This is a genomic window from Amycolatopsis sp. cmx-11-32, assembly GCF_047608695.1.
GTDB lineage: Bacteria > Actinomycetota > Actinomycetes > Mycobacteriales > Pseudonocardiaceae > Amycolatopsis.
The window spans coordinates 288,889-308,091 of record NZ_JADNQN010000001.1 but is presented as its reverse complement, the minus strand read 5'-3'; the positions used below and the strand labels follow the sequence as shown (position 1 = coordinate 308,091).

17 protein-coding genes are annotated in these 19,203 nt (G+C 68.4%); 12 read left to right on the top strand and 5 right to left on the bottom strand.

Features of this window, described 5'->3' with window-relative positions; genetic code table 11:
• Nucleotides 1-58: 58 nt before the first annotated feature.
• The 6 genes from ACM6LR_RS01480 to ACM6LR_RS01455 all read left to right on the top strand — a co-directional run bounded on the left by ACM6LR_RS01480 (nt 59) and on the right by ACM6LR_RS01455 (nt 8,106).
• Complete coding sequence (locus ACM6LR_RS01480; protein WP_414943019.1) at nt 59-1,939, top strand: methylmalonyl-CoA mutase family protein; 1,881 nt, start codon at nt 59-61, stop codon at nt 1,937-1,939.
• Entirely contained in the window at nt 1,939-4,107 is a 2,169-nt protein-coding gene (gene scpA / locus ACM6LR_RS01475; RefSeq protein ID WP_414935752.1) for a methylmalonyl-CoA mutase, read from the top strand. Before ACM6LR_RS01480 ends, scpA begins: the two co-directional genes overlap by 1 nt.
• A 3-nt stretch (nt 4,108-4,110) precedes the next feature.
• Nucleotides 4,111-5,109, top strand: a complete 999-nt coding sequence (meaB, locus tag ACM6LR_RS01470) for a methylmalonyl Co-A mutase-associated GTPase MeaB (RefSeq protein ID WP_414935751.1) — start codon at nt 4,111-4,113, stop codon at nt 5,107-5,109.
• An 87-nt stretch (nt 5,110-5,196) separates the two neighbouring features.
• Nucleotides 5,197-5,496: a hypothetical protein gene (locus ACM6LR_RS01465; protein WP_414943018.1), complete on the top strand. Its 300-nt coding sequence runs from the start codon at nt 5,197-5,199 to the stop codon at nt 5,494-5,496.
• A 239-nt stretch (nt 5,497-5,735) separates the two neighbouring features.
• Nucleotides 5,736-7,034: an amidohydrolase gene (locus ACM6LR_RS01460; RefSeq protein WP_414935749.1), complete on the top strand. Its 1,299-nt coding sequence runs from the start codon at nt 5,736-5,738 to the stop codon at nt 7,032-7,034.
• 247 nt (nt 7,035-7,281) lie between these two features.
• The gene (locus ACM6LR_RS01455; RefSeq protein WP_414935748.1) at nt 7,282-8,106 is read left to right on the top strand and encodes an endonuclease domain-containing protein; all 825 of its coding nucleotides are present in this window, start codon (nt 7,282-7,284) and stop codon (nt 8,104-8,106) included.
• Nucleotides 8,107-8,148: 42 nt separating this feature from the next.
• On the opposite strand, the gene ACM6LR_RS01450 is transcribed toward ACM6LR_RS01455, so the two are convergent.
• Complete coding sequence (locus ACM6LR_RS01450; protein WP_414935747.1) at nt 8,149-8,601, bottom strand: gamma-glutamylcyclotransferase; 453 nt, start codon at nt 8,599-8,601, stop codon at nt 8,149-8,151.
• A gap of 127 nt (nt 8,602-8,728) precedes the next feature.
• On the opposite strand from ACM6LR_RS01450, the gene ACM6LR_RS01445 reads away from it, so the two are divergent.
• The 4 genes from ACM6LR_RS01445 to ACM6LR_RS01430 all read left to right on the top strand — a co-directional run bounded on the left by ACM6LR_RS01445 (nt 8,729) and on the right by ACM6LR_RS01430 (nt 12,316).
• Complete coding sequence (locus tag ACM6LR_RS01445) at nt 8,729-10,132, top strand: NAD(P)H-quinone dehydrogenase (protein WP_414935746.1); 1,404 nt, start codon at nt 8,729-8,731, stop codon at nt 10,130-10,132.
• A gap of 81 nt (nt 10,133-10,213) precedes the next feature.
• A complete protein-coding gene (locus ACM6LR_RS01440; RefSeq protein ID WP_414935745.1) occupies nt 10,214-10,678 on the top strand; it encodes a hypothetical protein in 465 nt (154 codons plus the stop codon).
• Nucleotides 10,679-11,120: 442 nt separating this feature from the next.
• On the top strand, nt 11,121-11,774 hold the full coding sequence (locus ACM6LR_RS01435; RefSeq protein WP_414935744.1) for a class F sortase: 654 nt from the start codon (nt 11,121-11,123) through the stop codon (nt 11,772-11,774).
• A 5-nt stretch (nt 11,775-11,779) separates the two neighbouring features.
• Nucleotides 11,780-12,316, top strand: coding sequence for a hypothetical protein (locus ACM6LR_RS01430; protein WP_414943017.1), 537 nt, complete (start codon nt 11,780-11,782; stop codon nt 12,314-12,316).
• A gap of 60 nt (nt 12,317-12,376) precedes the next feature.
• Here the strand turns inward: ACM6LR_RS01430 and glpK are convergent, their stop codons facing one another.
• Both glpK and ACM6LR_RS01420 read right to left on the bottom strand, forming a co-directional pair.
• Nucleotides 12,377-13,891: a glycerol kinase GlpK gene (gene glpK, locus ACM6LR_RS01425; protein WP_414935742.1), complete on the bottom strand. Its 1,515-nt coding sequence runs from the start codon at nt 13,889-13,891 to the stop codon at nt 12,377-12,379.
• A 13-nt stretch (nt 13,892-13,904) separates the two neighbouring features.
• A complete protein-coding gene (locus tag ACM6LR_RS01420) occupies nt 13,905-14,660 on the bottom strand; it encodes an MIP/aquaporin family protein (protein ID WP_414935741.1) in 756 nt (251 codons plus the stop codon).
• 249 nt (nt 14,661-14,909) lie between these two features.
• Between ACM6LR_RS01420 and ACM6LR_RS01415 the strand changes: the two genes are divergently transcribed.
• Both ACM6LR_RS01415 and ACM6LR_RS01410 read left to right on the top strand, forming a co-directional pair.
• Entirely contained in the window at nt 14,910-16,649 is a 1,740-nt protein-coding gene (locus tag ACM6LR_RS01415) for a glycerol-3-phosphate dehydrogenase/oxidase (RefSeq protein ID WP_414935740.1), read from the top strand.
• A gap of 67 nt (nt 16,650-16,716) precedes the next feature.
• Nucleotides 16,717-18,180 carry a benzaldehyde dehydrogenase gene (locus ACM6LR_RS01410; protein WP_414943016.1) on the top strand — a complete coding sequence of 488 codons (1,464 nt, stop codon included), beginning with the start codon at nt 16,717-16,719 and terminating at the stop codon, nt 18,178-18,180.
• A 76-nt stretch (nt 18,181-18,256) separates the two neighbouring features.
• On the opposite strand, the gene ACM6LR_RS01405 is transcribed toward ACM6LR_RS01410, so the two are convergent.
• Together ACM6LR_RS01405 and ACM6LR_RS01400 are read right to left on the bottom strand one after the other, a co-directional pair.
• Nucleotides 18,257-18,787 (bottom strand): GNAT family N-acetyltransferase, encoded by a 531-nt coding sequence (locus ACM6LR_RS01405; RefSeq protein ID WP_414935737.1) that lies wholly within the window; start codon nt 18,785-18,787, stop codon nt 18,257-18,259.
• A 21-nt stretch (nt 18,788-18,808) separates the two neighbouring features.
• Nucleotides 18,809-19,183, bottom strand: coding sequence for a DUF1707 SHOCT-like domain-containing protein (locus ACM6LR_RS01400; RefSeq protein ID WP_414937052.1), 375 nt, complete (start codon nt 19,181-19,183; stop codon nt 18,809-18,811).
• Between the last annotated feature and the right edge of the window lie 20 nt (nt 19,184-19,203).

The following is a 19,203-nucleotide window of genomic DNA, read 5'->3' as shown; positions in this document are numbered from 1 at the left end:
TCCCGGCGCGACTAGCGTCACAAGTGAGTCTTGTTAAGGGCCGTTAACATCGTTGGTTATGACGGAAGTGGCCGAGACGGAGTCAGTGCCGACCCCCGATGGACACGCTGCACCAGCCGAGCCCCATGCGCTGGCTCTCGCGGCGGAGTTCCCGGAAGCGAGCCGCGAGCAGTGGCGGGAACTCGTCGCCGGAGTGCTGCGCAAGAGCGGCGCGATCGCTGAGGGGTTCGATGGCCTGCCCGAAAGCAAACTGGTCACCCGGACGTATGACGGCTTGGAAATCCAGCCGCTCTACACCGCCGATGACGCGGTCGAGGGAACGGGCTTCCCCGGTCTTCCGCCGTTCGTGAGAAGCGCCCGGCCCGAGGGTTCGGTGACGACGGGCTGGGACATCCGTGCCCGGTACGCGCGACGCGACGCCAAAGTCACGAACACCGCGATCCTCGCCGACCTCGAAGGCGGCGTCAGCTCGATCTGGCTGCGTGTGGGCGCGACCGGGGTCCCCGTCGCCGACCTGGCCGACGCGCTGAACGAGGTCTACATCGACCTCGCGCCTGTCACCCTCGACGCGGGGGAAGAGTACGAAGCCGCGGCGAACGAGTTGTTCGGCCTCTTCGCCGAACGCGAGATCCCGGCGAGCGCGGTCACCGCGACGCTCGGCGCCGACCCGATCGGCCTGATCGCGCGCACCGGTTCGGCGTATCCGCTCGTCCCCGCCGCGGAACTGGCGGCGCGCGTCGCTTCCAGTCACCCGAAGGTGCGAACGATCGTGGCCGACGGCCTGCCGTTCCACGAGGCGGGCGGTTCGGACGCGCAGGAACTCGGCGCGACCATCGCGGCGGGCGTCGCCTATCTGCGGGCGCTCACCGAAGCGGGGCTGGACATCGACACCGCGGCCGGGCAGCTCGAGTTCCGGCTCGCCGCCACGGCCGACCAGTTCCTCACGATCGCCAAGTTCCGTGCCGCGCGGCGGCTTTGGGCAAGGGTCACCGAGGTATCCGGTGGTAAGGGGGCGGGTATGCGGCAGCACGCCGTCACCTCGCCCGCGATGCTGACCCAGCGTGACCCGTGGGTGAACATGCTGCGGACCACGCTCGCCTGCTTCGGTGCCGGGGTCGGCGGCGCGGAGGCGATCACCGTGCTCCCCTTCGACGCCGCGATCGGCCAGCCGGACGCGTTCTCCGCGCGGATCGCGCGCAACACGCACGCCGTCCTGCTGGAGGAGTCCAAACTCGCCGGCGTCATCGACCCGGCAGGCGGCTCCTGGTACGTCGAGAACCTCACCGACGATCTGGCCAAGGCCGCGTGGCGCGAGTTCACCGCCATCGAGGCGGCGGGCGGGATCGAGGCCGAACTGGCCTCCGGCGCGCTCGCCGGGCGACTCGCCGAAACCTGGAAAAAGCGGTCGAAGCGGCTCTCGACCCGTCGTGACCCGATCACCGGCGTCAGCGAATTTCCCAACCTGGCCGAGAAAACGGTCGCTCGCGATCCCTTCGAAGACCTACCGGACGGCGGCCTGCCCCGGCATCGGTACGCCGAGGCCTTCGAAGCCCTGCGAGACCGGGCGGACGCGCACCCCAGCCGTCCCCGCGTCTTCCTCGCCACTCTCGGACCCGTCGCGGCGCACACCGGACGGGCGAGTTTCGCGGCGAACCTCTTCCAAGCGGGCGGGATCGAAGCCGTGAACCCCGGCGCCCCGGAGGACCTCATCGCGGAATTCCGGGCCAGCGGAACGAAGATCGCCTGCCTCTGCGGAAGCAACACTTCCTACGCGGAGGAAGGCGACAGCGTCGCGAAGGCGTTGAAGGAAGCAGGCGCCACGTCAGTGCTTCTCGCCGGTAAACCCGGCGATCACGAGAACGTCTCGGGTTATCTCTTCACGGGCTGCGACGCCCTCGAAGTCCTGACCGGCACGTTGAACGAGCTCGGAGTGCAGTGATGACCATCCCGAACTTCGCAGGCGTCGACCTCGGCACCCCTGACCCGGTCGACCGTCCTCAGTGGACCGAAGCCCTGCATGCCGCCACCGGCAAGGGCCCCGACGCGCTCGCGTGGGAGACGCCGGAAGGGATCGGAGTCAAACCGGTCTACACCGCCGACGATCTGTCCGGAGTGGACTTCCTCGGCACGTATCCCGGTGTCGCGCCTTATCTGCGCGGCCCGTACCCGACGATGTACGTCAACCAGCCGTGGACGATCCGGCAGTACGCGGGGTTCTCCACCGCCGAGGAGTCGAACGCTTTCTACCGCCGCAACCTCGCAGCCGGGCAGAAGGGCCTTTCGGTCGCCTTCGACCTCGCGACGCACCGCGGCTACGACTCGGACCACCCGCGCGTCGCCGGTGACGTCGGCATGGCGGGCGTCGCGATCGACTCGATCTACGACATGCGCCAGCTCTTCGACGGCATCCCGCTCGACAAGATGAGCGTTTCGATGACCATGAACGGCGCCGTACTGCCGGTGCTCGCGCTGTACGTCGTCGCGGCCGAGGAACAGGGTGTCACGCCGGACAAACTGGCCGGGACCATCCAGAACGACATCCTCAAGGAGTTCATGGTCCGCAACACCTACATCTACCCGCCGCAGCCGTCGATGCGGATCATCTCGGACATCTTCTCGTTCACCTCGCGGAACATGCCGAAGTACAACTCGATCTCCATCTCCGGCTATCACATGCAGGAAGCCGGGGCGACCGCCGATCTGGAGCTGGCTTACACGCTCGCGGACGGCGTCGAGTACCTCCGCGCGGGCACCGAGGCCGGGCTGGACGTCGACAAGTTCGCACCACGCCTGTCCTTCTTCTGGGCGATCGGGATGAACTTCTTCATGGAGGTCGCCAAGCTCCGCGCGGCACGGCTGCTGTGGGCGAAACTAGTCAAAAAGTTCCAGCCCACGAACGATAAGTCTTTGAGTCTGCGCACGCATTCGCAGACCTCCGGCTGGTCGCTGACCGCGCAGGACGTCTACAACAACGTCGTCCGCACCTGCGTCGAGGCGATGGCGGCGACCCAGGGACACACGCAGTCGCTGCACACCAACGCCCTCGACGAGGCCCTCGCGCTGCCGACCGACTTCTCCGCCCGCATCGCGCGGAACACGCAGTTGCTGCTGCAGCAGGAATCCGGCACCACGCGGGTCATCGACCCGTGGGGCGGCAGCGCGTTCGTCGAGAAGCTGACGTACGACCTCGCCCGCAAGGCGTGGGGCCACATCACCGAGGTCGAGCAGGCGGGCGGGATGGCGAAGGCCATCGACGCGGGCATTCCGAAGCTGCGCATCGAGGAGGCCGCGGCGCGCACCCAGGCACGGATCGATTCCGGCCGTCAGCCGGTGATCGGCATCAACAAGTACAAGGTCACCGACGACGAGCAGATCGACGTGCTCAAGGTCGACAACGCCGGCGTCCGCACGCAACAGCTGGAGAAACTGCGGCGGCTGCGCGAAGAACGAGACGAAGACGCCACGCAGGACGCGCTCCGGAGGCTCACGGCGGGCGCCCAGTCCGACGGCAACCTGCTCGCGCTGGCCATCGACGCCGCCAGGGCGAAGGCGACGGTCGGCGAGATCTCCGACTCGCTGGAGAAGATCTGGGGGCGCCACTCCGGTCAGATTCGTACCATCTCCGGTGTGTACCGCGAGGAGGTCGGCAAGGCCGAGAATGTCGAAAGGGCTCGTGAACTGGTCGAGAGTTTCGCCGAGGACGAGGGCCGTCGTCCCCGGATCTTGGTCGCGAAGATGGGCCAGGACGGTCACGACCGCGGCCAGAAGGTGATCGCGACGGGCTTCGCCGACATCGGTTTCGATGTCGACGTCGGTCCGCTGTTCTCCACTCCCGGCGAGGTCGCGCGGCAGGCGATCGAGGCGGATGTGCACGTCATCGGCGTTTCGTCGCTGGCGGCCGGGCACCTCTCGCTGGTCCCCGCCCTGCGCGCCGAACTCGCCGAACAGGGCCGCGAGGACATCATCGTCGTGGTCGGCGGCGTCATCCCGCCGCAGGACTACGAGGAACTGCGCGCGGCGGGCGCGGCGGCGATCTTCGGTCCCGGCACGGTCATCGCCGACGCGGCGATCGACCTCATCGGACAGCTGACCGCCCAGGAGTCCTGAACCTTGCCGCGCAAGATCGACGTCGGAGCGCTGGCCAAGGGCGTCCTCGCGGGTGACCGCGGCCTGCTGTCGCGGGCGATCACGCTCGTCGAGTCCAACCGGGAAGACCACCGGGCGCAAGCGCAGGAACTGCTGGTCGAGCTGCTCCCGCACGCGGGCGGCGCGCGACGGGTCGGCATCACCGGCGTCCCCGGTGTCGGCAAGTCGACCTTCATCGACCAGCTCGGCACGGACCTGACCGAAGCCGGCCACAAGGTCGCCGTCCTGGCCGTCGACCCGTCGTCGACCAAGACCGGCGGCTCGATCCTGGGCGACAAGACCCGGATGGCGCGGCTCGCGGTGGACCCGAAGGCGTTCATCCGTCCTTCGCCGACTTCGGGGACTCTCGGGGGTGTCGCGCGAGCGACCCGCGAAACGATCGTGCTGATGGAGGCGGCCGGGTACGACATCGTGCTGGTCGAGACCGTCGGCGTCGGGCAGTCCGAGGTGACCGTGGCGAACATGGTCGACTGCTTCCTGTTCCTGACCCTGGCCCGGACCGGCGACCAGCTGCAGGGCATCAAGAAGGGCGTCCTCGAACTGGCCGACGTCATCGCGGTCAACAAGGCCGACGGCGACCACGAACGCGACGCGAAACGCGCGGCCCGCGAACTCTCCGGCGCCCTGCGGATGATCTACGGGCGAGACGCCGAGTGGACCCCGCCGGTGCTGACGTGCAGTGCGCTCACCGACGTCGGGCTGGACGAGGTGTGGGCCGAGATCGGCCGTCACCGGGACGTGTTGACCGAGTCCGGCGAACTGGACGGACGGCGACGGCGGCAGCAGGTCGAGTGGACCTGGTCGATGGTCCGCGAACAGCTGCTCGGGCGGCTCGCCGCGCACCCGGACGTGCGAGCGGTCGTTCCGGACGTCGAACGGGCGGTCCGGGACGGGGAACTGACGCCGACGCTGGCCGCTCAACAGATCCTGTCGGCGTTTTCCGGTCCTCCGCGTGGCGGCTGACGTGGGGACGCGGCAGAGTGCAGAATCGGGTTCGCACTCTGTCGACGAACACTCTGTCAACGAACCGAGTGCCGACGAAAGGGAGTCATGCCGAAAAGGTCTCGCCTCGGGCAGCTGGCCGGGCTGATCGCCGCCGGACTGGTCGTCTGTGCGCCGGCCGCGCCGTCTTCGGCGGTCCCGGCCGCTTCGCCGGTGATCATGCAGGCAGGGACGGTGCACGAGGTGCCATCGCAGGCGCCGCCGGGCCCGGTCCTCGACCCCGCCGAGACCGACAAGGCCAACAGCCAGGAGACCAAGAACAAGATCATCGCGGGCGTCATCGCGGTGGTACTGCTGGGTTTGGTGGTCCTCGGCCGTCGCGCCCGTTCCAAGAAGAAGAAGTCCTGAACCGCTCCCGGGAAGTAGAAGGACTCTCCGCTTAGCCCGGGCTGAACTCCTCCGAGCCGTTCAACGCAGATCCACTACCGGCCGTCTAGGGCTCGATCACTCGACGAGCGGCTTGTCATCTGCATGGTGCACGATCTATCGCAAATGCGTATCACAGATCGAACGGCACCCAGCGTGTCTTCAGTGACCACTCGTACGGTGGTAGACGAAGGCAACCGTGTTGCGGGAGGAGGTGCGGCGTGACGGTGCTCGATTCACGTCCGGACATTCCAGGCGACCCCGAGGGTCGCGTCGTTGCCCCTAAAGAGGCGCCCACCGCGCTGATCTCCGAGGCCGGCGTCAGCATGACACCTGTGGATGATCTGGGTGCCGGGCGTGGCCCCTTCTGGCTCGACGACTGGCTTCGCGCGAACGCCACCGACGTCCTCGCGTGGCGCCGGCACATCCACGCGCACCCGGAACTCTCCCGCCACGAGTTCGCGACCACCGAAATGGTCATGTCCCTGCTCCGCTCGGTCGGGCTCAAGCCATGGGTGCTCCCGGTGGGCACCGGCGTCGTCTGTGACATCGGAAGCGGCGACCGCTGCGTCGCGCTGCGCGCCGACATGGACGCCCTGCCGCTGACCGAGGCCACCGGGCTCCCGTACGCCTCCAAGACCGACGGCGCAGCGCATATGTGCGGACACGACGCGCATACCGCGATCCTGCTGGGCGCGGCGCGGGCGCTGGCGGGAGCGCCGGAGCTGCCGGGACGCGTGCGACTGATCTTCCAGCCCGCCGAGGAGGTCATGCCCGGCGGCGCGCTGGACATGATCGCCGCCGGCGCGATGGAAGGCGTCGAGCGGATCTACGGGCTGCACTGCGACCCCCGGCTCGAGGTCGGCAAGGTCGGCCTGCGCGAGGGCGCGCTGACGTCCGCCGCGGACCTCATCGAGCTGCGCCTCACCTCGCCGGGCGGGCACACTTCGCGGCCGCATCTGACCGCGGACCTGGTGCACGCCCTCGGCACGGTGATCACGTCGCTGCCCGCGGTCCTGTCGCGGCGCGTCGACCCGCGTTCCGGGACCGTGCTGGTCTGGGGCGCGGTGCACGCCGGGCAGGCGGCCAACGCCGTCCCGCAGGACGGGGTGCTGCGCGGCACGCTCCGGACCGCGGACCACGAGGTCTGGACGATGCTGGAGCCGCTCGTCGCGTCTTCGGTGGAGTCGCTGCTCGCGCCGACCGGCGTCGGGTTCTCGCTCGACTACCGCCGCGGGGTCCCGCCGGTCGTCTCCGACCCGGAGTCGACCGCGCTGATGCGGGCCGGTGTCGAAGCCGCGCTGGGGGAGGCCGGCGTGGCCGGGACTGAGCAGTCGTCCGGCGGCGAGGACTTCGGGTGGTACCTGGAGCACGTCCAGGGCGCCTTCGCGCGGCTCGGCGTGTGGCCCGGCGAAGGCCCCATGGCCGACATCCACCGCCCGACGTTCACCCTCGACGAACGCGCCCTGCTGTGCGGTGTCCGCACCCTGGTCCACACCGCCCTCGCCACCCTGGCCTGATCTCCACCCAATCACGCGTGTTCTCCCTCTGGTCACGCGTGATCTCCACCTGGTCACAGTTGTTCGCCACTTCCGGTGTCGAACAACTGTCCACAGGGTTATCCACAACCTATGGAGCTATCCACAGGTTGTGGAAAGGGGCTTTCCAGAGGCTCCGGAACCCACGACTCTCGAGGTCATGATCGACTGGGGAGGACGACATGGGGCGGTCTCGCGTAGTGAGGCTGACAGAGTTCTGGGGCGCCGGATGGTCCTTGAAGGACTGGCCGCGGGTGTCCTCGCACAGCCATGGCGGGGAGTCGTCATCCATGCCGCCGATTCGCTCGAACTGACCACGCGGGCGCAGGCCGCTCTGCTCGTGGTGGCGCAACCTGCTGCTTTGTCAGGAGCTACATCCCTTGCGCTACATGGGATCTCGGCCGTGGACGACACGAGCATCCACGTGACGGTGCCCTACGCGCGACGGAACAAGCCGAAGCCAGGTTTGGTCATCCACCACGCCGATTTCCGGCCTTCGGACGTCGTCGAACTCGACGGGCTCACGACGTTCTCCTTGGATCTGGCGCTGGCCGATTTTCTCTGCGACGGTGACAAGCGAACCGCGATCGCCGCGCTGGACGAGGCGATGCACGGGCTTGCGCCGGACCATGTCCGGGCCCTGCGTGAGAACGTCCGGGACCGAATCATGGATCGCCGCGACCGGCGAGGTATCCACAGGGCTCTCCTGCTGCTCGACCTGGCGACCGGCAAGGCGGAATCCCCGCCGGAGAGCATCCTTCGGCTGATCGTCGTCGAGGCAGGATTCCCGATACCGGAGGTGCAGTACGAGATCACCACGATCGAGGGTCGCAAGCTGTACGTACTCGACATGGCGTGGCCGTCGCGGCGGATCGCGCTGGAGTATGACGGCTTCGCATCTCACGAGGGGCGCCACGACTATGACTCCGAGCGAGACGCACGGATGGCTGGACGAGGGTGGATCACGATCCGGGTGTCGGCGGCGGACCTGCGTGATCCCCAGCGTGTCTTGGCCGAGCTGGCCAGGGCGTTCGAGATGCGCGCGGTCGCGTGATCAGGCGGACGTCACGCGTGATTGGGCGGAGAACTCGCGTGATCAGCCGGAGATGCCCCGGCACGGGCGGGTGCGGAGCGCGTCGACGTAGTCGGCGGGGGCGCCCGCGGCCTCGGCGGCATCGGCGAGAACGCCGAGGTAACGCGCGGACGGGAGTCCGCCCTCGTAGGCGTCCAGGACGTACAGCCAGGGCAGGACCGAGCCGTCCATGGTCTGCACGCGCAGCCGGAGCTTGCTGTGCATGCCGAGCTCGCCGCCTTCCCAGCGGTCGAGGCCGTCCTCGTCCAGCGGCGTGACGTCGTACAGCACCACGAAGACCCGGGAGCCCGGGTCTTCGACGATGGTGGCCAGGGCACCTTCCCAGCCCATGTCCTCGCCGCCGAAGGTCAACCTCCAGCCTTCCAGCCAGCCGGTGCCGGCCATGGGCGAGTGCGGAGCGCGCTCCAACATCTGGGCGGGCTCCATATTGGATCCATACGCGGCATACAACGGCACGGCGACAGCCTAGCGACCCGGCGGTCGCCCGGCCGGACGTACATGCCGTGTCCGGCCACTCAATCCGCCCAGCGGTCGCCCGCGTACGGTAAACGCAGTCACAGACAGCGCTAAGAGGAGGAGACCAGTGACCAAGATCGTGATCATGGGCGGAGGCCCCGCCGGTTACGAAGCGGCACTGGTCGCGGCCCAGCACGGGGCCGACGTCACCATCGTCGAACGCGACGGTCTCGGCGGTGCGTGCGTGCTCTACGACTGCGTTCCGTCGAAGACGTTCATCGCCTCTTCCGGCGCGCTCGCGAACATGCACGACCTCCGCGAACTCGGCATCAACACCGACATGGCCGACACCAGTGTCGACCTGCCGACCGTCCACGGTCGCGTGAAGGGTCTCGCGCTCGCGCAGTCCGCCGACATCCGCGCCCGCGTCCAGCGCGAAGGCGTCCGCGTCCTCATCGGACAGGGCCGTTTCGACGACGAAGAGACCGGTCTCGCCACGCACAAGGTCGCCGTCACCACCCACGACGGCACCGTCGAGGTCCTCGACGCCGACGTCGTCCTCATCTCGACCGGCGCCACCCCGCGTGTGCTGCCCGGTGCGGTGCCGGACGGCGAGCGCATCCTCGACTGGCGTCAGCTCTACGACCTGCGTGAGCTGCCCGAGCACCTGGCCGTCATCGGTTCGGGCGTCACCGGCGCCGAGTTCGCGTCGGCCTACACCGAAATGGGCGTCAAGGTCACCGTCGTGTCCAGCCGCGACCGCGTGCTCCCGCACGAGGACGCCGACGCCGCCGCCGTACTCGAAGAGGTCTTCTCCCAGCGCGGCACCACCGTCGCCAAGCAGGCCCGCGCCGACAAGGTCGAGCGCACCGAAAAGGGCGTCGCGATCCACCTCGCCGACGGTCGCGTGATCGAAGCCAGCCACGCGCTGATGACCGTCGGTTCCGTGCCCAACACCGTCGACATCGGCCTGGAGAAGGTCGGCATCGAGCCCGGCCCCGGCGGCTTCATCGGTGTCGACCGCGTTTCCCGCACCAACGCGCCCGGCATCTACGCCGCGGGCGACTGCACCGGCGTGCTCATGCTCGCTTCGGTGGCCAGCATGCAGGGCCGCATCGCAATGTGGCACGCGCTCGGCGAAGGCGTCGCGCCGATCAAGCTCAAGACCGTCGCCGCCAACGTGTTCACCCACCCCGAGATCGCGACCGTCGGCATCAGCCAGCAGGCGATCGACTCGGGTGAGGTGCCCGCCCGCACCATCATGCTCCCGCTCGCGACGAACGCCCGCGCGAAGATGGAAGGCCTGCGACGTGGTTTCGTGAAGCTGTTCTGCCGCCCCGCCACCGGTGTGGTCGTCGGCGGGGTGGTCGTGGCCCCGAACGCGAGCGAGCTCATCCTTCCCATCGCGCTCGCCGTCCAGAACCAGCTCACAGTGGAGCACCTGGCACTGACCTTTTCGGTGTACCCGTCGCTCTCGGGATCGATCACCGAAGCGGGCCGCCAGCTGATGCGCCACGACGACTTGGACTGATCTTCTCCGGGGAAGCAACCCTCGCGAGGGTGCCCGCGTCTAGCGCGTGTCGGATGTTTCGTTGGCAGCTAGGGGTTTTTCGTGGTGCGCAGGGTTCTCTTCGGAGTGGTGGCGATCGGTGCGGCGGTGCTGGCGGGTTCGGCGACCGGTCTCGCCCAGCAGCCCCAGCCCGATACACCAGGCGTCACGGTGCAGCTCAACGACGACACGGCCTACGAACTGGGGCTCGTCGACAAGTACGTGCACGGTGAGTCCAATGTGGCGCTGGCGCAGTGCCCCGGCGATGGACTGAAAGCGCCGAAGTCGACGACGTTCAGCTCGCCGGTGCTGAGCGTGGGCAAGTACGACTACGGCCCGCTCGTCGGGGTCCCCGCGAACGTCAGCGCGGAGGTCGACCTCAAGGATGGCACAGCACCGGGCACCTACCCGCTGACCGTCAACTGCAACGGAAAGAACCACACGGCAACGTTTTCCGTTCCTCCCCGGCAGGTGAGCGCAGTACCTTCCGGCGCCGCCCGCGCGGGTGACGGCAGTATGGCACCCTGACTTTCGCGACCTTTCGTGATGAAGGCAGGCAGCCCGGCCCCGGTCGAGGCGTCATGCGGGGATTGGGAAACGGAGAACCGCCACTGGGTGAACAGGGGCGCGGGATTCCTTTCTTTCCTCTATCGATTCACTTTTATCTTCTTCGCCCTTTTCTCCGGCTTCCCCCACCGAGGCCTCGGCCCGTACGCGTCCCCGATCGGGATCCTCGGGGAGCCGAGCGTCTCGCCCGCCAAGGGCCGCGCGGGTGGTCAGGTCAAGATCGACTTCAGGTGCGCGACGGGGCCGACGAGTTCGGCGCGTCCGCGTACCGTCGTCGCGCGGTGCGGAACTGATCGCGATCGTTTCGTGACCTGGGCGGGCAACCGTCCGGTCGCGCCTGGCGTCTGGCAGGCGTGGGGGTGACCGGCTCCGTCGCTCTCGCACCGCTTCCTCGGGGGTGAACATGAAGTCGACGTGGTGGCGAGGACGACGGGCACCGCTGGTACTCGTCGTCGTCTTGGTGGCCGTCTTGGCGACGGTGGTGGTCGTCCTGTCCGGTCCGGGGGAGACCGGGCAGGCCGCTTCGCCGCAGGTCACGCAGCAGGCCGCGGCACCGATGGCGCCGAGTGCCGAGCCGCAAGGTGAGGCGGCCGACGGGATGCCGAAAGCCGATCCGGTCTCGATCGACGTGCCGAAGATCGAGGCGAAGTCCAGCCTGGTCCCGCTCGGGCTCAACGCGGACAACACCGTCGAGGTGCCGCCGGTGACTCAGCCGATGCAGGCGGGCTGGTACGTGAACGGGCCGACCCCGGGGGAGGTCGGGCCTTCGGTGATCCTCGGCCACGTGGACGGGAACAAGCAGAAGGGCATCTTCTTCCGGCTGAAGGAACTGGCGCCCGGCGACAAGGTCTCGATCGCCCGCAAGGACGGCACGACGGCCGAGTTCGCGGTCACGAAGGTCGAGCGGGTGGCGAAGGACAAGTTCCCCACCGACGCGGTCTACGGCGACACCACCGAGCCGGAACTGCGGCTCATCACCTGTGGCGGGGTCTTCGACAAGGCGTCGCACAACTATCTCGACAACATCATCGTTTTCGCTCGGCTGCTCGTGAGGTGAGTTCCATGATCAGGTACCGGTCCGCCCTGGTGGTGGCGTGCGGGGTGGCCCTGGCCGCCCCTGCCGTCGCGTTCGCGCAGGACGGCGTCCAGGCACCCCCGCCGACGACGTTCACCCCGCCGCCCATGCAATACCCGTTCATCGGCGTCTCCCCGTCGAAGTCGACGGCGGGGGAGGACGTCCTGGTCTCGGTCGGCTGCCCGGTGGCCGACTTCGTCGAGGTGACGTCGATGGTGCTGGACCGGATCGGGAAATTCGAGGTGACCTCGGAGGACCCGGTGATCCTCGGCGCGGTCGCGCACATCAGCGACAAGGCGAAGCCGGGCTTCTACGCGGTCAAGGCGACCTGCAAGACGGCGACGGTGACGATCAACCTCGAAGTCGCGCCGGGCAAGACCCCGACCCTGACCCCGCCTCCGACGACGAAACCGCCGAAGCAGACGCCGCCGAAGACGGTTCCGTCGGTGAAACCGGCGGCCGGACGTCAGGTTTCGAAGATTCCGGTGGGAGCTCCGCAGACCGGCGGCGGCGCTTTCGGCTGAAGCCCGTGGAGGCCTCCTTCCCTGCTCGCAAGGTAGAATAGGAGGCCTTCACGAGCTTTCTCAGTCTTCGCCCTCGACCCAGTCGAAGGTCTTCGTGACGGCCTTCTTCCAGTTGCGGTACTCGGACTCGCGGCGGGCCTCGTCCATCGACGGGTCCCACTGCTTGTCCTGCGCCCAGTTGTTGCGGATGTCGTCTTCGCTCTTCCAGAAGCCCACCGCGAGACCGGCCGCGTAGGCCGCGCCGAGCGCGGTGGTCTCGTTGACCACCGGGCGGATCACGGGCACGCCGAGGATGTCGGCCTGGAACTGCATGAGCAGTTCGTTGACGACCATGCCGCCGTCGACTTTCAGCGACTTCAGCGGGACACCGGAGTCGGCGTTCATCGCGTCGATCACCTCGCGCGACTGGAACGCGGTCGCCTCCAGGACCGCCCGCGAAATGTGCCCCTTGTTGACGTACCGGGTGAGGCCGACGATCGCGCCACGGGCGTCGGAGCGCCAGTACGGCGCGAAGAGGCCCGAGAACGCCGGCACGAAGTACGCGCCACCGTTGTCCTCGACGCTGCGGGCGTGCTGCTCGACTTCGGCCGCGGAGCCGATCAGGCCGAGGTTGTCCCGCAGCCACTGCACGAGCGATCCGGTGACCGCGATCGAACCTTCGAGCGCGTACACCGTGTCGTTCGAGCCGATCTTGTAGCAGACCGTGGTGAGCAGCCCGTTGTCCGACATGACCTTCTCGGTGCCGGTGTTGAGCAGCATGAAGTTGCCGGTGCCGTAGGTGTTTTTGGCCTCACCCGGCGAGAGGCACGCCTGCCCGAAGGTCGCCGCCTGCTGGTCGCCGAGGATGCCCGAGATCGGGACACCGGCCAGCGCTCCCTTCTCCCGGACCTTGCCGTAGGTCTCCGAAGACGACCGGATCTCCGGGAGCATCGACAGCGGGATCGTCATCTCCTCGGCGATCCCGGCGTCCCAGGCCAGGGTGTCGAGGTCCATCAGCATGGTCCGCGAGGCGTTGGTCGGGTCGGTGACGTGCACGCCGCCGTCGACCCCGCCGGTCATGTTCCACAGCACCCAGGTGTCCATGTTGCCGAAGATCAGGTCACCCGCTTCGGCCTTGGCGCGGGCACCGTCAACGTTGTCGAGGATCCACTTGATCTTCGGGCCGGAGAAGTAGGTCGCCAGCGGCAGGCCCACCTTCTCGCGGTAGCGCTCCTGCCCGCCACCGAGCGCGCCCAGGTCGCTGACGATCCTGTCGGTGCGGGTGTCCTGCCACACGATCGCGTTGTACACCGGCTTCCCGGTGCTGCGGTCCCAGACCAGCGTGGTCTCGCGCTGGTTGGTAATGCCGACCGCGACGATGTCGCCCGCGACCAGGTCCCCTTTGGCGAGCGCGCCCGCCGCGACGGCGCGGGTGTTCTCCCAGATCTCTTCGGCGTTGTGCTCGACCCAGCCCGCCTTCGGGAAGATCTGCTCGTGCTCCCGCTGGTCGACGGCGACCACACGGCCGGAGTGGTCGAAGATCATGCAGCGGGTCGACGTGGTGCCCTGGTCGATCGCGGCTACGTACGAAGTCATCGAAGCTCCAGTCTCAGGTCAGGTTGTGGACGGCGAGGAAAAGCAGGGCGGCCAGGGCACCGCCGACCAGGGGGCCGACGACCGGGATCCAGGAGTAACCCCAGTTCGGGTTGGCCTTGTTCTTGATGGGCAGCAGGAACGCGTACGCGATGCGCGGGCCGAGGTCTCGGGCCGGGTTGATGGCGTAACCGGTCGGGCCACCGAGGGACTGGCCGATGACCAGCACGACGAACGCTACACCCGCGTAGCCGAGCGCGGAGTTGCCGAAATTCGGCGTTCCGCTGTCGCTCGTCGGGTTGGCGTAGATCGGGCTGAGCAGGATCCACGCGACCAGCACGAAGGTGCCGATGACCTCGGTGACGAGGTTCCAGGCCTTGTTCGGGATCTGCGGCGCGGTCGAGAAGATGCCGAGCGTCTCGTCGCGGTTCGGATGGTCGTCGAACTGCAGTTTGTAGGTGGCCCAGCAGAGCACGGCGCCGAGGATCGCGCCGACCAGCTGCCCGGCGAAGTAGATCGGGACGTCCGCCCACTTAGTCTTGTCGGCGATGGCGAGGCCCAGTGTCACCGCCGGGTTGAGGTGCGCGCCGCTCGGCGCGGCGAGGCTCGCACCGGTGAAGACCGCGAACGCCCACCCGAGGGTGATCATCACGATGCCACCGTTGTGGCCGTTGTTCTTCCGCAACACGTGGTTGGCGACCACGCCGTTACCCAACAGGATCAGGACCGCCGTTCCCAGCAGTTCCCAGACGAATATGGCTCCTGCGCTCACCGCTCGACCTCCACTGTGGACATACTGCGTGGGACATTCCGCGCAGGGTCGTACACGGTGTGCCACGGCGCCCTTGCCGACCCACGTTCGAGGCACGTTACCGTCGCGTATTTGTTCCTTCCAGGCGCCGCGAGCACGAATTCTTCCAAGATCGGCGAGGGTTACGCCACATGTGTCACCCGCATAACGGACCGGTCGCGGCCGATCGTGCGATGCTGGTGTGACAGCGGCACCAAGGAGGAATGTCACGTGGCAAGCTTTCAGCGCGAAGCCGAAAACAGCCCCGCCAGGCTGGGACCGCTCAAGCGGGAAGAGTCGTGGCAGCGGCTGGGTGAGGACAAATTCGACCTCGTCGTGATCGGCGGCGGAGTGGTCGGTGCCGGTACGGCGCTCGATGCCGCGACACGCGGACTGCGGGTCGCGCTGGTCGAAGCACGCGACCTCGCCTCGGGGACGTCGAGCCGCTCCAGCAAGCTCTTCCACGGCGGGCTCCGTTACCTCGAACAGCTGGAATTCGGTCTGGTACGAGAAGCCCTGCGTGAACGCGAGTTGATGCTGACGACGATCGCGCCGCATCTGGTGAAGCCGGTCAGCTTCCTGTACCCGCTGACGCACCGGATCTGGGAGCGCCCATACACCGCGGCCGGCCTGCTGATGTACGACACGATGGGCGGCGCGCAGTCGGTTCCCGGCCAGAAACACCTGAGCCGCGCGGGCGCGCTGCGCATGGTTCCGGCGCTGAAGCGGTCCGCGCTGATCGGCGGGATCCGTTACTACGACGCGCAATCCGACGACGCGCGCCACACGATGACTGTCGCCCGCACCGCCGCGCATTACGGCGCCGTGGTGCGCACCTCCACCCAGGTGGTCGGTTTCCTCCGTGAGGCGGACCGTATTTCCGGCGTCCGCGTACGCGACGTCGAAGACGGCCGCGAGACCGAGATCCACGCTTCCGCGGTGGTCAACTGCACCGGCGTCTGGACCGACGAACTGCAGCGGCTTTCCGGTGGCCGCGGCCGGTTCCGGGTACGGGCGAGCAAGGGCGTGCACATCGTCGTCCCGCGCGACAGGATCGTGTCGGAAGCGGGCATGATCCTGCGTACCGAGAAGTCCGTGCTGTTCGTCATCCCGTGGCGCAATCACTGGATCGTGGGAACCACCGACACCGACTGGAACCTCGACCTCGCGCATCCCGCCGCGACGAAGCACGACATCGACTACCTCCTGGAGCACGTCAACACCGTGCTCGCGACACCGCTGACGCACGACGACATCGAAGGTGTCTACGCGGGACTCCGGCCTTTGCTCGCCGGGGAAAGCGAAGAGACGTCGAAGCTTTCGCGTGAGCACGCGGTCGCCCGGGTCGCTCCGGGACTGGTCGCGATCGCGGGCGGCAAATACACCACCTATCGGGTGATGGCGGCCGACGCCGTCGACGCGGCGGCCGTCGACCTGCCCGGCAGGCCGCAGCCGTCCATCACGGACAAGGTGCCGCTGCTGGGCGCCGACGGCTACCACGCGCTGGTGAACCAGGCCGACCATCTGGCCGGCGAGCACGGGCTGCACCCGTACCGCGTCCGTCATCTGCTCGACAGGTACGGCTCGATGGTGCACGAGGTCCTCGCGCTCGGCGAAGGACGGCCGGAACTGCTCAAGCCGCTGGAGCACGCGCCGGACTACCTCGGCGTCGAGGTCGTCTACGCGGCCAGTCACGAAGGCGCGCTTCACCTGGAAGACGTCCTCGCGCGCCGGACGCGGATCTCGATCGAGTACGCGCATCGCGGCGTCGACTGCGCCGAGCAGGTCGGCATCCTGGTGGGCGAGGTGCTCGGCTGGTCCGAGGACCAGATCCGACGCGAGGTTGAGGTCTACAAGGCGCGGGTGGACGCGGAACGGGAGTCCCAGTCGCAGCCGAGCGACGAGGCCGCCGACGCGTTGCGGTCGTCCGCGCCGGAAGCACGCTCCGGCATCATCGAACCGGTGAGTTGATTCGGTCATTGCCTGATCGGGTGAATTTGAAATAGCGTCGACCGTCCCTGAGGCGGAAGGCGGACTTGTGGTGTTTCTCGACTCGTCGACGTGGACGGACCGGATCTTCGCCGGGGGCTCGTGGGTGCCCAGTAGCGGTGGCACCCGTGACGTCACAGAGCCCGCGACCGGTGCGGTCTTGGGCAGCGTCGGGATCGCTTCGGCCGCGGATGCCGCGAAAGCGGCGGAAACCGCGGCCGAGGCGCAACGGTCCTGGGCGGCGACGCCGCACGTCCGGCGTGCCGCGATCTTGCGCACCGCTGCCCGGTTGTGGGCCGAGCACGCCGACGAGATCCGCTGGTGGAACGTGCGTGAGGTCGGCGCGGTGCCGGGGGTGGCCGGCTTCTCGCTGCACGTGGCGGAACAGGAGTGCTACGAGGCGGCGGCCCTGCCCGGCCGCCCGTACGGCGAACTCCTGCCGAGTGAAGAACCGCGTCTTTCGATGGCACGCCGTGTCCCGGCGGGCGTCGTCGCGGTGATCTCACCGTTCAACATGCCGATCATCCTGGGCATCCGTTCGGTCGCCCCGGCGCTCGCGTTGGGCAACGCCGTCATCCTGAAGCCGGACCCGCGCACCGCGGTCACCGGCGGCGTGGTCCTCGCGCGGATCTTCGAGGAAGCGGGGCTGCCGCCGGGAGTGCTGCAGATGCTGCCGGGTGGCGCGGACGTCGGCGAGACGCTGGTGACGCATCCGGCGGTCCGGGTCATCTCCTTCACCGGGTCGACCGGCGCCGGGCGCAAGGTCGGCGAACTCGCCGGAAAACATCTGAAGCGGGCACATCTGGAGCTGGGCGGGAACTCCGCGCTCATCGTGCTCGACGACGCGGACGTGGAGGAAGCCGCCGGAGTCGCCGCGTTCGGCTCCTTCTTCCACCAGGGCCAGATCTGCATGACCACCGGGCGGCACCTGGTGCACGAGCGGATCTACGACGACTTCGTCGAGCGGCTGGCGGCGAAGGCGGCCGCGATCCGGGTGGGCGACCCGGCACGGGACGAGGTCGCGCTCGGGCCGATCATCGACGCCGGGCAGCGGGACAAGATCCACGCGCTGGTCACGGCCAGCGTGGCGGCGGGGGCGCGGGTCGCCGCCGGTGCCGACTTCGACCGGCTGTTCTACTCCGCGACGGTGCTCGCCGACGTGCCGCCGACGGCGCCCGCGGTCGCCGAGGAGATCTTCGGCCCGGTCGCGCCGGTCGTGCGGTTCTCCGACGCGGAGGAGGCCGTCCGGCTCGCCACGGCGAGCGAATACGGGCTCTCGCTGGGGATCGTCACCCGTGACGTCCTCAAAGGACTGGACCTGGCCGACCGCGTCCCGACCGGGATCGTGCACATCAACGACCAGACCGTCAGCGACGAGGCGAACAGTCCCTTCGGCGGCGTCGCTGCTTCGGGCACCGGAAGCCGTTTCGGTGGGGCGGCGGCGAACGTCGAGGCCTTCACCGAAACCCGCTGGGTCACCGTCCGCGCCGCACCCCCCACCTACCCCTTCTGACCACCGCAAGTAGTCCTCTAGTTGCGGTAGTACGTAGTGCGAACTACCGCAACTAGAGGACGAAACGCGGGGGGAGTCAGGCGGTGCGGCGCCAGCGGATGAGGCGTTCCCCGGTCGGGGCCGGGTCCAGTTCGGGCCCGATCAGGGTGAATCCGCATTTGCGGGCGACCGAGGCCGAAACCTCGTTGGTCTCTTCGTAGCGGTAGCTGACCTCACGCAGGCCGAGTCCGCCGAAACCGAACCGCAGGGCCGCGTTGAGCGCGGTGCTCGCGACACCTTCGCCCCGCGACGCCGCGCGCACCCAGACCGACGCCTCCGCGTAGCCGAGGTCGAAATCGAGATCCCGCAGGCCGACCTCGCCCAGCAGATCCCCGGTCGTCGGCGCGGCCACGGCCCAGGAACAACGTTCGTCACCGGCCCACTGGGCGGCGCGCAGCGCGACGTACTCGGTCGCCTCGTCGAGGTCTCGCAAGCGGTAGTTCAGGACGTACTTGCGGTGTGTCGGATCGGCGAAGGCCGCGACCAGCGCCGGACGGTCGTCGAGGGCCTTGTCCGCCCGCAGCTGCCGCAGGTAGTACTCGCCCGCGTTGATCTCCACCGGTTCCACCCTTCGAGGGTAACCGGATCTTCAGTGACGGCGGCTCATGATCAGCGCGACCGCCAACGGCAGCAGGAACACCAGGAACGTCCCTCGGGTGAAGAAGAACAACGCGATCGCGACCGCGGCGGCGATCGGCACGGCGCTGGCGGTCAGCCATTTCGACGGCTGGGCCTCGTTCTTCGCGCTCGCCCGCGCGACGCCGGGCATCGGGGGCAGGGGCAGTAGCGCGCTCGGCCGGGGCGAGGGCAGGTCCGTGAACAGGGGTTCGAGATCGCTAGCCATCCTCGCGGCGCTGACCTTGGCCGAGCGCGTGCCGAACTCGTCGAGGTCGAGTCTGCCGGTGCGGACATGCTCTTCCAGCGCGTCGAGCGCGTCTTGGCGTTCGGCGTCGCTCAGCCGCATGTCCGGTCTCTCGGCGCTCA

Excerpts from the sequence above, each read along its gene's own strand:
- ACM6LR_RS01480 (WP_414943019.1), top strand. The coding sequence starts at position 59 with ATGACGGAAGTGGCCGAGACGGAGTCAGTGCCGACCCCCGATGGACAC.
- scpA (WP_414935752.1), top strand. The coding sequence starts at position 1,939 with ATGACCATCCCGAACTTCGCAGGCGTCGACCTCGGCACCCCTGACCCG.
- ACM6LR_RS01465 (WP_414943018.1), top strand. The coding sequence starts at position 5,197 with ATGCCGAAAAGGTCTCGCCTCGGGCAGCTGGCCGGGCTGATCGCCGCC.
- ACM6LR_RS01455 (WP_414935748.1), top strand. The coding sequence starts at position 7,282 with ATGGTCCTTGAAGGACTGGCCGCGGGTGTCCTCGCACAGCCATGGCGG.
- ACM6LR_RS01435 (WP_414935744.1), top strand. The coding sequence starts at position 11,121 with ATGAAGTCGACGTGGTGGCGAGGACGACGGGCACCGCTGGTACTCGTC.
- ACM6LR_RS01430 (WP_414943017.1), top strand. The coding sequence starts at position 11,780 with ATGATCAGGTACCGGTCCGCCCTGGTGGTGGCGTGCGGGGTGGCCCTG.
- glpK (WP_414935742.1), bottom strand. The coding sequence starts at position 13,891 with ATGACTTCGTACGTAGCCGCGATCGACCAGGGCACCACGTCGACCCGC.
- ACM6LR_RS01400 (WP_414937052.1), bottom strand. The coding sequence starts at position 19,183 with ATGCGGCTGAGCGACGCCGAACGCCAAGACGCGCTCGACGCGCTGGAA.